This is a genomic window from Kineosporia mesophila (genome assembly GCF_021129235.1).
Classification (GTDB): Bacteria; Actinomycetota; Actinomycetes; order Actinomycetales; family Kineosporiaceae; genus Kineosporia; species Kineosporia mesophila.
Window position 1 is genome coordinate 288,964 of the sequence record NZ_JAJOMA010000004.1, and the last position, 12,078, is coordinate 301,041.

Annotated in this window: 13 protein-coding genes and 2 tRNA genes; 5 read left to right on the forward strand and 10 right to left on the reverse strand. The window is 69.1% G+C overall.

Annotated elements, in window-relative coordinates; translation table 11 throughout:
• The first annotated feature begins 11 nt into the window (after positions 1-11).
• Genes LR393_RS07995 through LR393_RS08010 form a run of 4 tightly spaced genes read left to right on the forward strand, consistent with a single transcriptional unit; the run spans position 12 to position 3,481 of the window.
• Positions 12-854, forward strand: a complete 843-nt coding sequence (locus LR393_RS07995; RefSeq protein WP_231482826.1) for an ABC transporter ATP-binding protein — start codon at positions 12-14, stop codon at positions 852-854.
• Positions 847-1,653: an ABC transporter permease gene (locus tag LR393_RS08000; protein ID WP_231482828.1), complete on the forward strand. Its 807-nt coding sequence runs from the start codon at positions 847-849 to the stop codon at positions 1,651-1,653. Before LR393_RS07995 ends, LR393_RS08000 begins: the two co-directional genes overlap by 8 nt.
• Complete coding sequence (locus LR393_RS36265) at positions 1,650-2,843, forward strand: sensor histidine kinase (protein WP_231482831.1); 1,194 nt, start codon at positions 1,650-1,652, stop codon at positions 2,841-2,843. The genes LR393_RS08000 and LR393_RS36265 overlap by 4 nt, the downstream gene beginning before the upstream one ends.
• Positions 2,840-3,481, forward strand: a complete 642-nt coding sequence (locus LR393_RS08010) for a response regulator (RefSeq protein ID WP_231482832.1) — start codon at positions 2,840-2,842, stop codon at positions 3,479-3,481. Before LR393_RS36265 ends, LR393_RS08010 begins: the two co-directional genes overlap by 4 nt.
• On the opposite strand, the gene LR393_RS08015 is transcribed toward LR393_RS08010, so the two are convergent.
• The 3 genes from LR393_RS08015 to LR393_RS08025 form a co-directional block, all read right to left on the reverse strand.
• A complete protein-coding gene (locus LR393_RS08015) occupies positions 3,474-4,757 on the reverse strand; it encodes a hypothetical protein (protein WP_231482837.1) in 1,284 nt (427 codons plus the stop codon). The two genes, LR393_RS08010 and LR393_RS08015, sit on opposite strands and share 8 nt — an antisense overlap.
• A 122-nt stretch (positions 4,758-4,879) precedes the next feature.
• Entirely contained in the window at positions 4,880-6,190 is a 1,311-nt protein-coding gene (locus tag LR393_RS08020) for a hypothetical protein (RefSeq protein ID WP_231482840.1), read from the reverse strand.
• A 72-nt stretch (positions 6,191-6,262) separates the two neighbouring features.
• Positions 6,263-7,456: a helix-turn-helix domain-containing protein gene (locus LR393_RS08025; protein WP_231482841.1), complete on the reverse strand. Its 1,194-nt coding sequence runs from the start codon at positions 7,454-7,456 to the stop codon at positions 6,263-6,265.
• Positions 7,457-7,983: 527 nt separating this feature from the next.
• Here LR393_RS08025 and LR393_RS08030 point away from each other — a divergent pair.
• The gene (locus LR393_RS08030; RefSeq protein ID WP_231482843.1) at positions 7,984-8,265 is read left to right on the forward strand and encodes a hypothetical protein; all 282 of its coding nucleotides are present in this window, start codon (positions 7,984-7,986) and stop codon (positions 8,263-8,265) included.
• Between the two features lie 217 nt (positions 8,266-8,482).
• Here the strand turns inward: LR393_RS08030 and LR393_RS08035 are convergent, their stop codons facing one another.
• From LR393_RS08035 to LR393_RS08065, 7 genes are all read right to left on the reverse strand, one after another.
• Positions 8,483-9,511, reverse strand: a complete 1,029-nt coding sequence (locus LR393_RS08035) for an adenosine deaminase (RefSeq protein WP_231482844.1) — start codon at positions 9,509-9,511, stop codon at positions 8,483-8,485.
• A gap of 61 nt (positions 9,512-9,572) precedes the next feature.
• Positions 9,573-10,613 carry a UDP-N-acetylmuramate dehydrogenase gene (locus LR393_RS08040; protein WP_231482846.1) on the reverse strand — a complete coding sequence of 347 codons (1,041 nt, stop codon included), beginning with the start codon at positions 10,611-10,613 and terminating at the stop codon, positions 9,573-9,575.
• A gap of 5 nt (positions 10,614-10,618) precedes the next feature.
• Entirely contained in the window at positions 10,619-11,044 is a 426-nt protein-coding gene (locus LR393_RS08045) for a MaoC/PaaZ C-terminal domain-containing protein (protein ID WP_231482847.1), read from the reverse strand.
• Positions 11,041-11,490, reverse strand: coding sequence for a MaoC family dehydratase N-terminal domain-containing protein (locus LR393_RS08050; RefSeq protein ID WP_231482848.1), 450 nt, complete (start codon positions 11,488-11,490; stop codon positions 11,041-11,043). Before LR393_RS08050 ends, LR393_RS08045 begins: the two co-directional genes overlap by 4 nt.
• An 84-nt stretch (positions 11,491-11,574) precedes the next feature.
• Complete coding sequence (gene rpmG, locus LR393_RS08055) at positions 11,575-11,745, reverse strand: 50S ribosomal protein L33 (protein ID WP_285594366.1); 171 nt, start codon at positions 11,743-11,745, stop codon at positions 11,575-11,577.
• 69 nt (positions 11,746-11,814) lie between these two features.
• Positions 11,815-11,887, reverse strand: a tRNA-Met gene (locus LR393_RS08060).
• 33 nt (positions 11,888-11,920) lie between these two features.
• Positions 11,921-11,993: transfer RNA gene (locus LR393_RS08065), tRNA-Thr, on the reverse strand.
• Positions 11,994-12,078 lie beyond the last annotated feature (85 nt).

Consider the following 12,078-nt stretch of genomic DNA (forward strand, 5'->3'; position numbering starts at 1 on the left):
AGTATGACGGCATGGATACCGATTCCCTGCCCATCCGGGTACGCGGCCTGGCCAAACGCTACGGCGACCTGACCGCGGTGAGAGATCTCGACCTCGATGTCCGGGCCGGGGAGATCTTCGCGCTGCTGGGCCCCAACGGGGCCGGCAAGACCACCACGACCGAGATCCTCGAGGGATTCCGCGAGCGCGACGGCGGTGAGGTCAGCGTGCTCGGGCAGGACCCCCAGCGGGCCGGACGGGCGTGGCGCTCCCGGATCGGCATCGTGCTGCAGAGCTCGAACGACTACGCCGAGCTGAGTGTCGGTGAGCTGGTCGGCCACTTCGCCCGGTACTACCCGCGGCCGCGGGACGTGGACGAGGTGATCGGGGCCGTGGGTCTGGAGCCGAAGCGGAACACCCGGGTGCGGGCGCTGTCCGGTGGGCAGCGACGGCGTCTGGATGTGGGGCTGGGCATCGTCGGCTCCCCCGAGCTGCTGTTCCTCGACGAGCCGACGATGGGGTTCGACCCGCAGGCCCGGCGCTCGTTCTGGGAGCTGATCCGGCAGCTGCGGGACGAGGGCACGACGATCCTGCTGACCACGCACTACCTGGACGAGGCCGAGCAGCTGGCCGGGCGGGTCGGGGTGATCGTGGGCGGTCGGCTGGTGGAGGTGAACACCCCGGCTCAACTCGGCGGGCGGCAGCAGCAGCGTGCGCGGGTGGTGTGGCGGGACGGCGAGGAGCTCACCGCCGCCCCGACGAACACGGTGGCGCACCTGTCACAGCAGTACGGCGGCGAGGTACCGGATCTTCAGGTCCTGCGCCCCACCCTGGAGGACATCTACCTCGGAATGATCGGAGCAGGCGATGAATGACACTCTGCCGAGCGCTCTCTCGATCGGGCTGGCCCGTACCGGGATCGAGCTGAAGGAGTTCTTCCGGCTGCGCGAGACGGTGGTCTTCACCTTCTCCTTCCCCCTGATCCTGCTCTTCGTGTTCGGCTCCGTCTTCGATACCGATCTGGCCCCCGGTGTGTCGTTCACCCAGTACTTCGCCGCCGGGATGATCGCCAGCGGTATCGTCCTGTCCAGCTTCCAGACGCTGGCCATCGGGATCGCGGTCGAGCGGGACGACGGCACCCTGAAGCGACTGCGGGGCACTCCGATGCCGCCGGTGGCGTACTTCCTCGGCAAGATCGGCCTGGTGCTGGCCACCAGCCTGGTGCAGACCGCGGTGCTGCTGGCCGTGGGCGCCGCGTTGTTCGGCCTGGAACTGCCCACCGACCCGCTGCTGTGGCTGCGGTTCGCCTGGATCTTCGTGCTCGGCGCGGGGGCCGGCACGGTGATGGGGATCGCCTACTCCTCGCTCGCCCGCTCCTCGAAGAGCGCCGCGGCGGTGGTGAGCCCGGTGGTGATCGTGCTGCAGTTCGTCTCCGGGGTGTTCTTCGTGTTCACCGATCTCCCGGGCTGGATGCAGGCGGTCGGATCGGTCTTCCCGCTGCGCTGGCTGGCGCAGGGCATGCGCTCGGTGTTCCTGCCCGCGGACTTCGCCGGGGCTGAGGTCTCCGGATCCTGGCAGCTCGGCCCGACCGCCCTGATACTGACGGCATGGCTGGTGATCGGGTCGGTACTGGCCCTGCGCACCTTCCGCTGGCAACGACCGGGCTCCCGGTGACGACCGCACCGCACGTCTGGAACCGTTTCGCCCGCGGGTGGGGCCTCGGGTTCGCCGCCTTCATGATGGTGGCCGTCATCCGTCTGGTGACGGCCCCCGACCTGAACGCGCCGCAACGGAACCTCGCGCTGGTCTGCATCGCGGCAATCGTGCTGGCCTTCCTCGCGTTCCGCCCCGACATGCACGTGCCGGGCCGCGGGCGGCCCGAGATCGCCTATCTGCTGACCGCGATCGTCGCGACCGGGGTGGCGTGCGGTACGGACTCGTCCCTTGCTCTCCTGCTGTGCATCGTGTTCCCGCAGGTGTGGTTGTTCTCCCCGGACAATCGGACCGGGGTGATCCTGACCGGCCTGCTCGGGCTGTCCGCCACCCTCGGTTTCATGACCGGGGGCGGCTGGAACGCGGAGAACGCCGGCCTCACTCTCCCGATCATGGTGATGAGCACCGTCTTCTCCGGCGCGTTCGGCCTCTGGATCCAGGGCGTGATCGATCAGTCGGCCGAAAGATCAGAGCTGATAAATCAACTCGAGCAGACCCGCGCGGAACTCGGGCGCGCGCACCACACCCAGGGCGTACAGGCCGAGCGCGAGCGACTGGCCCGGGAGATCCACGACACCCTGGCCCAGGGCTTCACGAGCATCGTCATGCTCGCGCAGGTGGCCCGGGCGGCGCTCCCCGAGGAGGATTCGGCGCTCGACGGCAAGCTCGCCCTGATCGAGTCGGTCGCCCGCGAGAACCTCGGTGAAGCAAGATCTCTCGTTGCCTCCTTCTCTCCCGTCGGGCTGGACGGGAGCACCCTGGCCGACGCGGTACGCCGGCTCACCGGCCGGTTCGGTCAGGAGACCGGGATCACGACCAGGATCCAGGTGACCGGCGACCTGACCGGCCTCACCCGCGATCGCGAGGTGGTGCTGCTGCGCGCCGCCCAGGAAGGTCTGGCCAATGTGCGGCGGCACTCGGGGGCCGGTTCGGTGTCGGTGCGGCTGAGCGGTACAGCAGAGGACGCGATGGTCGAGATTTCGGACGACGGCAAGGGTTTCGAGATGGAGGACGAGGTGGCACCACGGGGCTTCGGGCTCACGGGCATGCGCGACCGGGCCCGGTCGGGTGGGGGCGGCATCGAGGTGGTCAGCGCTCCCGGCCGGGGAACGACGATCACCGTGCGGGTCCCCAGGGACGTGACCGGGTGATCCGGATCCTGGTGGCGGACGACCACCCGATCGTGCGTTCCGGTCTGGCCGGGCTGCTCGAGGTGGAGCCCGACCTGACGATCGTGGGCGAGGCCGCGGACGGTGCGGAGGCCGTCACCCGGGCCACCGCCTTGCGCCCGGACCTGGTGCTGATGGATCTGCGCATGCCCGGTGTGGACGGCGTCAGCGCCACCCGCACGATCACCTCCACCCTGCCGCAGACCCGGGTGCTGGTGCTCACCACCTACGACACGGACGACGACATCGTGCACGCGGTCGAGGCGGGGGCCACCGGCTACCTGCTGAAGGACACACCCCGCCCGGTGCTGGTCGACGCGGTGCGCGCCGCCGCCCGCGGCGAGACCGTGCTGGCCCCACCGGTCGCGGCGCGACTGGTCTCCCGCCTGCGCACCCCGCCGGCCCCGCCCCCGGTGAACCCGCTGACGCCGCGCGAGGTCGAGGTCTTGCGGGCGGTGGCGCGGGGCCTGTCCAACGTCCAGATCGCGCGCGAGCTGTTCATCGGTGAGGCGACCGTGAAGACCCATCTGCTCCGGGTCTTCGCCAAGCTGGGCGTCGACGACCGGACCCGGGCGGTGATGGTCGCGATGGAGGCCGGCGCGCTGCCTCCCCCTACATGACGCCCACCCGCTGGAACTCGTCGATGCCGAGCTGGTTGAACGCCCCCTTGAAGGTCTCCTGCCGGTGCAGCTGGGCCAGCTCGTACCGCCAGGTCTGCAGGTCTTGCAGCCAGAGCGCGACGAACTCGGCCAGCTCGTACGGGGTGATCAGGTTCAGCCGCTCCTGCCCCGCGCGCACGGCCCGCAACTGCACGGCCGCCTCCGGGTCGGTGGCCGCCCGGGCCTCGAGCCGGCCCGTCACCTCGGCCAGCATCGCATGCCGCCCGGCGAGCACCTGCGACCAGTAGCCCCGGTAGCGAGCGGGTTCCACCTGGCGGGCCCGCTCGGCGGCCGGACCCTGACCGACCAGTCCCAGCAGGACGTCGGCGGGCGATCGGTGCAGCAGGGCGAAGAGCCCCTCCCCCAGCACGTCTCCGAACTCCTCCCGGGTCGCGCGGCGCGGGTCGAACGGGTTGTACGGCATCTGGTCGACGCTGCCGGGCATGGCCATGCGCCGGTCGCGCACGGCCTCCCAGCAGAACAGCCAGTCCTCGTTGTAGACGCCGGGGAAGTACGGCAGTGTGCGGGTCAGGTCGACCAGCAGACAGCCGCCGGCCAGGAAGGTGCCCTGCTCCAGGCCGACCACCCGCCGGGCGTGGCAGACCACCGAGTTGTCGGGGAACTCCTGCGCCGGCCAGCTGGCCATCGAGGCACCGGAGGGCCCGAGCATCGCCGTGGCCCGCAGAATCTCCCGGGCCGGGGGTGGCTGAATATCATCGTCCAGGAACAATAATCGCCGCCAGCCGAGCTGGCGGGCGAGCAGCAGCGCGACATTGCGCTTGGTCGAGACGTCCACATAAGGCGCCTGACTCATCGCCCCGTCGGGTGCTGTTCGGGCTCGGGTCAGCAGGGCCCGGCCGGTCAGGTCACCGGCTGGCTCCCGGCGGGCCCGGGGCACGCGCGGGTCGTCGGCCGGGGTGTCGAGTGCCAGCTGCCGGGTGCGCAGCCGGCGCACGGCAACGGGCGGCTCGACACCGATCCGGAAGGCCACTCCCTGCCACCGCTCCAGCTCGAGCGCCACCTCGGCGACCTCGGCCCGGGCGCTGCACGCCACGACCAGAGGGCAGCCGAGTTCCTCGGCCAGCCGTACCGCAGGCCCCAGATTCCAGCTCGGTCTGCTCGCGGGCACCACGACCGCGGAGACCGAGCGCTGATAGTTCTCAGGCCAGTCCGAGCGGATCAGATGCGCATGCGAAGCATGGTGCGCAACCGGCCGCCAATGTTCCCCGTCCAGCATGTTTCCCCGCCTTTCCCCGTGCGATGACAGCGGGTGGCGGGAGCAATGCGCTGTCAGGCCGAGACTGTCCGCCCTCAGCCGTTACCGATGCTGACGGGGACAGGGGATTCCTGGCAACCCCCTCAGTTCGACGGCGACTGCCAGGGTGCGCGCGGACTCATGAGTAGCTTCGCGATCTCCGGTTCGGGACGCCGGTCGCGTGCCTCGGACTGCAGGCTGACCAGCACGAGTTCCCATTGCTCGTGATCCTGCCACCAGGTTCTGGCGTATTTCGTGAGACCGGGGAGGGGGATATCCCCGTGCGTCTGGAGTGCAGTGTTCATGCAGTCGACGACGCGCTCCCGGTCGGCGACCCTCTCCATGATGGTGCGCAGCAGGGTGCGACGTCCCGCCTTCACCCGCTTCCAGAAACGATTGCTCATCAGGCTCACGAAGCCCGGCCCGTGGTCTTCCACCAGGTTCATCAGGCCTTCGCCGAGGATCTCCCCCACCTCCTCGGACCGGGCGCGCACCGGGCAGAACGCGTCGTACTCCTGCTGGCGCACCGGGCCGCCCGCGGCGAGGGCCCGCTGGTAGTTGCCCGAGCGGGCCAGCAGCATGATCATCAGCAGCCAGTCCTCGTTGTAGACGTTCTCCGGGAAGTAGGCCATCTGCTGGGTGCAGCGCAGCAGCAGGGCCCCGCTGCTGATGAAGATGTCCTGGGGCAGGTCGGCCAGGGGGCGGGCATGACCGACCACCGAGTTGTCGTCGAAGCCGACCAGCGGCCAGCCGACGGCCTGCAGGTCGTCGTCCAGAGTCATCACCCGCAGGGCGTGGGCCAGGTGCTTCTCGTCGAGCGTGGAAACCCTTTCGTGCGGGGAGATGTCGTCGTCCAGGAAGAGCAGGAACTCCCAGCCCAGGCGCTGGCCCAGCATCAGGCCGAGGTTGCGCTTGCGGCCGACATCGTTGACACGGTGCAGGGCACTGAGGGGGTCTTGCGAGGACTCCAGCCCCGGGCCCCAGTCGGCGTGCACCTCGTCCAGCTCGATGAGGATCAGTGCCTCGCCGAGCATCTCGCGGATGCTGGCGGGGAACTCCGGGGCCCGGGCGTCGCGGCTGAGCACGACGAACAGGTAGCAGTCGTGGGCCTGGGCGAGCTCGGCGGCGAAGATCAGGCCGGGCTTGGTGGTGAGGAAATCGCGGCAGGTCGGCACCACGATGCCGCCGCGCCGAGGGCCGCCCGGCAGCCGTTCGCCGAGCCGGGGGCCGTAGGCGCCCAGCTCGCTGCCCTCGGGCGGGAGGACGGGCCGGCCCGGACCGTAGATGCTGCCCAGCAGGCTCGAGTGACTGGCTCGGTAGTCGGCCGCGCGATCCGGGGCAGGTGCCGTCGTGGGCCCCGGGACCGCGGGCGAGCACGGCTGAGTGTGCGTCCACGGCGTGGACGCAGGAGACATGAAGGTCATGACCCGGTTTTCGGCTCAGGCGACCGGCCGGGGGCGGGTCGCGGGCAGGAGACTCAGGAAGACTCAGGAGGTACGAATTCGGGTGGCCGCGCGCCCCAGGTCAGGCGTCATCGTGGTTCCGGCGATGACCGGAACCCTCAGCAGCATCCAGAAGTCCTCGGATTCGAGGGTGTTTTCGAGCCACTGCTCGTTTCGCGAGCGGAATCGGGCGTCGGTGAAGGCGCGTACCGCGCCGTAGGTGCCACGGCTGAACATGCCGCCGAACCGGGTCGCGGACGCGCCCGGGTTGAACGGGTTACGGGTGCGCTGGATGATCGCGACGTCGGAGAGCAGCTGGGGCACGCCCCGCAGGTACTGCCGGTTGCGGCTGTCGGAGGTGCCGGCCACCCACTCGGGCCGGTGCGGTTCGCGCACCTGGACCTTCTCCACGTCGGAGGTCGGGATGCCCTCACCGTCGAGCAGCACCTGGACCTCGCCGTCGAACTCGATGCCGTCCTCGTCCCACTGCAACCGGATCGGCACGTCGAGCTGGTCGCGCAGGACACCCAGGACGTTGACCGTGCCGTCCGGCACTTCCTGGATGTTCTCGTCCACCCCACCGAGCAGGATGAGGTGGCCGGTGAACTGGTCGGCCGAACTGACCCGGTCGTACGTCATCCACTGCACGTCGGCGGTCGGGTTCTCCGCCCGCACGTGACCGACCAGCTCGATCAGGGCGTCGATGTCGGCGTTACCGAGGTTGCGCACATAGTTGGGGTGGTGCTGGTTGGTGGTGTACTGCACCGCCGGCAGCAGGTCGGCGACCTGCGCCCGGGCATCGTCGTACCCCAGCTGCCGGGCGCTGAGGGGAGTGCAGAGAATCGTGATGGGCTGGCCGTCCGCGTAGTGCAGGAAGCGCCCGCCGAGCGCGCCGGTCTCCCGGCCGAAGTCACCCGGCTCGTCCAGAACCTCGTTGCGCAGTGCCCGCAGGTCTTCGAAAAGCCGTTCCCGCGTGTACTCCTCGTCGGGGGTGAGCTCTTCTTCCGGCAGCAGCCGGGCCACCGACCCCTCGATCGAACGCTCCGAGCAGAAGAACCGCGCATAGCCGTTGAGACGGTCTTCCGGAGGGACCGCCGATCCGCTCTCCCAGGAACTGATCAGTGCACCGCTCAGTCTCAGCGCGGTGGAGAGTTGCCGCTGGGTGACCACCTGCGAGTAGTGATGCTGCCGCAGGGACCTCAACCGGTTGCCCAGACGGGTGTTCGCTGCCTCGGCCATCTCCACCACACCCCCGCTTCACTGAAGTCCGCTGGAACTACAGTCCACGCCGACTCATCAAGTTAACCACTGAAGGGCTTCAGTCGGGGAGAGCCTGAGCGGAATTGAAACCGCGCGTGTCCTGCACTCTTCCTGCTTTGCCGGATACCCCGAACAATAGCGGGCGACAACTGTCGGGACGACATTTTCAGTGACACCAATTGATGTCACCATGTGATCGAAAATGACAACGTTGCAAGGGTTCCTGAGCTTCGCAGGTGATGATCAGCAGTCTCGGGCGGCATGGCTGAATGGCACTGAAATTTCAAGTTTTGGATCGAATCAGTACCTGAAATGGGTTGCCTTGAGGCTTCAGTGTGGTCAGACTGAGGTCAAGTATTTTTCAGCTGAACACCAGTCGCCCCGCCGCTCTCTTCAGCGACGAGGACTGACGGACCGCAGGTCTTTCGAACACCTCTGGACCCCGCGGAATCAGCGGTCGCCCTGCGACCCGCACCTTGCTCGGCCGCACGAGGGAGGGGAACCCGGTGACCGGCTACAACGCGGGCAGCGCACCATCTCTGAACACACTGATCGCCTCGGGGGACAGCGACGGAGGGCAGGGCGTGGTCGTGCTCGTCGTCCTCCTGATCTGCGCGGTGGTGCTGGTGATGGTGAGCATCATCAGCAAGTTCCAGCAGCCGTTCGTGATCGTCCTGCAGAACCCGTTCAAGCTCCTGATGAAGACCGTCATGGTGGGAGTGACGCTGACCGTGGTCGGGGTCGCCGTCATCTCCATCATCCTCGCGGCCGCCGGCACGCCGAGCTGATGCTCGCGACCGGCACGCATACCGCACCACCAGGCGAAACTGCCTGACACCACAAGCTTCCGGTTCGGTCAGGACCTGCCCCCCGTCGGGCCCCACCGAACCGGAGCCGCGCACCGAGAGGCGCGGCGCCTGGTCTGTTGTTCCGCTTGAGGGAGCAGGAACAACAGACCGGGCTCATCCAGGGCGTGGCTCCGGGTTCGCCGCCGGAGCCACGCCCTCATGATGTGGTGTCGCTCCCCCAGGCCTCGACCTCGGCCAGGAGCTGCTTCTTCACGTCGTCGGGCGCCCGCGAGGCCTCGATCGACGACGACGCCAGGTACCGCAGCCCCTCGTCGGACAGGCCGTGCACGTCACGGGCCGCCTCGTACTGGGCCGCCAGCCGCGGACCGAACAACAGCGGGTCGTCCGCCCCCAGCGCCACCCGGGCACCGGCGTCCACCAATTTCTGCAACGGCACCTCGCCCAGCGTCGGGTACACCCCGAGTGCCACGTTGGAGGCGGGGCAGACCTCAAGAGCCACACCGGCGTCGATCACCCGGCCCAGCACCTCCGGGCTCTCGGCCGCGCGCACGCCGTGCCCGAGGCGGTCGGGGTGCAGGGTGTCGAGCGTCTGCGTGACGTGATCGGGCCCCCTCAGCTCACCGCTGTGCGGCACGCTGGCCAGCCCGGCGTTGCGGGCGATCCGGAAGGCGCCGGCGAACTCCTCGGTGTCGCCGCGGCGCTCGTCGTTGCTCAGGCCGAAACCCACCACCGTGCCGGGACCCTCACCGGCGTACCGGGCCGCCAGCCGGGCCAGGATGCGTGCGTCCAGCGGATGACGCATGCGGCTGGCCGCCACGATGATCGCGACCTGGCAGCCGGTGGTCTCCGAGGCCTCCCGCGCGGCGTCGAGCACGATCTCCAGCGCCGGGGTCAGGCCACCCACGTGCGGGGCGTACGACGTGGGGTCGACCTGCATCTCCAGCCAGCGCGACCCCTCGGCGGCGTCGTCCTCCGCGGCCTCCCGCACCAGGCGGCGCATGTCGTCCTCGTCCCGCACGCAGGCGCGGGCCGAGTCGTAGAGGCGCTGGAACCGGAACCAGCCCCGCTCATCGGGGGTAAGGCGCAGCAGGTGATGCTCACGCAGGCTCTCCGGCAGCCGGATCCGGTGCTTCGCCGCCATCTCCTGCAGGGTCGCCGGTCTCATCGAGCCGGTGAAGTGCAGGTGCAGATGGGCCTTGGGAAGAGTGTTGACCGGGCGCTCCATGAACAGAGTTTGCCAGCTCCCGGTCAGTGCTCCGTCACGCAGCCGTCCCGGCTGTCGTTCCCTAGAGCTCGCAGCCGATCAGTTCGGGCTCGGGAACCAGGCGAACTCCGTAGGTCTTCTCCACCCCGTCGCGCACCTGCCGGGCCACGTCGAGCACGTCGGCGGCGACCGCCGGACCCCGGTTGGTCAGGGCCAGGGTGTGCTTGGTGGAGAGGCTCGCCGGGCCGGGAAGCCCGAAACCCTTGGAGAAGCCCGCATGGTCGATCAGCCAGGCGGCCGAGGTCTTCACCCGTCCGTCGGCGGCGGGGTAGCGCGGCGCGTCGGCGGGCAGCGCGTCGGCCTGCTCGACCGGCAGCACCGGGTTGGTGAAGAACGACCCGGCACTCCAGGTGTCGTGGTCGGGCGCGTCGAGCACCATGCCCTTGGCCGCCCGTAGTTCGAGGACGTTGTCCCGCACCTGTGTGAGGGGGACCCGGTCGCCGATCTCCACGCCGAGCGAACGGGCCAGCTCGGCGTACTTCACCGGCTCGCTGAAGTCCGCGACGACGAACTGGAACGACACCTGGAGCACCACGTAGCGCGGCCCGCCCAGGAACCGCTCCCGCTTGAACAGCGAGTCTCGGTAACCGAAGCGGCAGTCGGCCGCGGCCAGCGTGCGGATCTTCTGCTCGGCCCGGTCCCAGGTGCGCACGCTCGCGACGGTGCCGGACACCTCCTGGCCGTAGGCGCCCACGTTCTGCACCGGTGTCGCACCGGTCGAGCCGGGGATGCCGGACAGCGCCTCGACGCCGATCCAGCCCTCGGCCACGGCCCGGGCCACCACTCCGTCCCACGGTTCACCGGCCTCGACCGTGATCTCCGCGCCACCGCAGTAGTCGACGTTGTGCACGGTGATCCCGCGCGAGGCGACCTGGATCACCGTGCCCTCGAACCCGGCGTCGCCGATCACCAGGTTGGACCCGCCGCCGATCAGCAGCAGCGGTTCCCCGGCGGCGTCGGCCTCGCGCACGGCCGCCAGGATGTCGTCGGCCGAGGTGGCGATCACGTGCCGGCGGGCCGGGCCGCCCACCCGGAGGGTCGTCAGTTCAGCCAGCCTGGTCACGGCGGTCACGGCAGCCGGACCACGGCGATCGCCTTGCCCAGGACCTTCTGGCCGCCGTGCAGCGCGGTCAGGGTGAGGGTGACGGTGCGAGCCGCCTCGTCGGTCTTGGTGATCTTCCCGCTGTAGGTGATCGTGGCGCCGGCCTCGTCGTCCGGCACCGGCACCAGGTTGGTGAACCGCGTGCCGTACTCCACGACCGCGCCCGCGTCGCCGGCCCACTCGCTGACGTACTGACCGCCGAGCGCCATCGTGTACATGCCGTGGGCGATCACGCCGGGCAGGCCGACGGAGGTGGCCACCCGCTCGTTCCAGTGGATGACGTTGAAGTCACCGCTGGCCCCCGCGTAGCGGATCAGGTCGGCCCGGGTGACGGTGACGTCGGCCGGGGGCAACTCCTCGCCGACCGAGATGTCGTCGAACTTCACGCTCATGCCTCCTCCGCCCGGATCAGCACCATCGAGACCGCCGTGGTGACGGGTTCGCCTGCGGCGTCGGTGATCTCGACCCGGGTGATCACCCGGCCGTTGCCGGCCATCAGGCGGGCGTCGTCGACGTGGGCGACCGAGGTGAGACGGTCACCGGCGACGATCGGGCGGTGATGGGTGAAGCGCTGCTCACCGTGCACCAGGCGCGAGTAGTCGATGCCGGCGTCCGGGTCGGTCATCACCAGACCCTCGCAGCGCTGCGCGATCACGATCGCGAAGGTGGGCGGTGCCACCACGTCGGGGTAACCGAGCGCACGGGCGGCCTCGGGATCGGTGTGCACCGGGTCGGTGGACCGGATCGCCTGGGCGAACTCGCGGATCTTCTCGCGGCCCACCTCGTAGACCGGCGCATCGGTGTAGATCTTCCCGACGATCTCTGGGTTGACGCCCACGAGTCCCACTCCTTGGTTCTGACTCAACACGCAAACACGACGAAGGGCCGCCCCGATAACGGGACGGCCTTCCGACGGAACAACCTAGCGGGTCTCGCGGTGCGCCGTGTGGCTGGTGCAGCGCGGGCAGAACTTCTTCAGTTCCATCCGGTCCGGGTTGTTACGCCGGTTCTTCTTGGTGATGTAGTTGCGCTCCTTGCACTCGACGCACGCCATGGTGATCTTGGGACGGACGTCGGCGGACTTGCTGGCCACGGCTGTGCCTCTTTCAGATGGAGTCGCTGTCGATGAGGATCGATCTGCGCGGTATGGATAACTTCAGAGTAGCGAGGACGGGACTTGAACCCGTGACACAACGATTATGAGTCGTTTGCTCTACCAACTGAGCTACCCCGCCAGGAGCGGCCTCGCTCTGAACAAGACCAACCAGAGCCCCGATAGGGAATCGAACCCTAGACCTTCTCCTTACCATGGAGACGCTCTACCGACTGAGCTATCGGGGCCTGCCTTCCGGGCGGTGTCTTTCTCCCCGGCGGGCTTCGCCAACAGTACAGGATCCGGGGCCCGAGACAGAAATCGGCGCCCGCG

Excerpts from the sequence above, each read along its gene's own strand:
- LR393_RS08045 (WP_231482847.1), bottom strand. The coding sequence starts at position 11,044 with ATGAGCGTGAAGTTCGACGACATCTCGGTCGGCGAGGAGTTGCCCCCG.
- LR393_RS08000 (WP_231482828.1), top strand. The coding sequence starts at position 847 with ATGAATGACACTCTGCCGAGCGCTCTCTCGATCGGGCTGGCCCGTACC.
- LR393_RS08025 (WP_231482841.1), bottom strand. The coding sequence starts at position 7,456 with ATGGCCGAGGCAGCGAACACCCGTCTGGGCAACCGGTTGAGGTCCCTG.
- LR393_RS08020 (WP_231482840.1), bottom strand. The coding sequence starts at position 6,190 with ATGTCTCCTGCGTCCACGCCGTGGACGCACACTCAGCCGTGCTCGCCC.
- LR393_RS07995 (WP_231482826.1), top strand. The coding sequence starts at position 12 with ATGGATACCGATTCCCTGCCCATCCGGGTACGCGGCCTGGCCAAACGC.
- LR393_RS08015 (WP_231482837.1), bottom strand. The coding sequence starts at position 4,757 with ATGCTGGACGGGGAACATTGGCGGCCGGTTGCGCACCATGCTTCGCAT.
- LR393_RS08035 (WP_231482844.1), bottom strand. The coding sequence starts at position 9,511 with ATGGAGCGCCCGGTCAACACTCTTCCCAAGGCCCATCTGCACCTGCAC.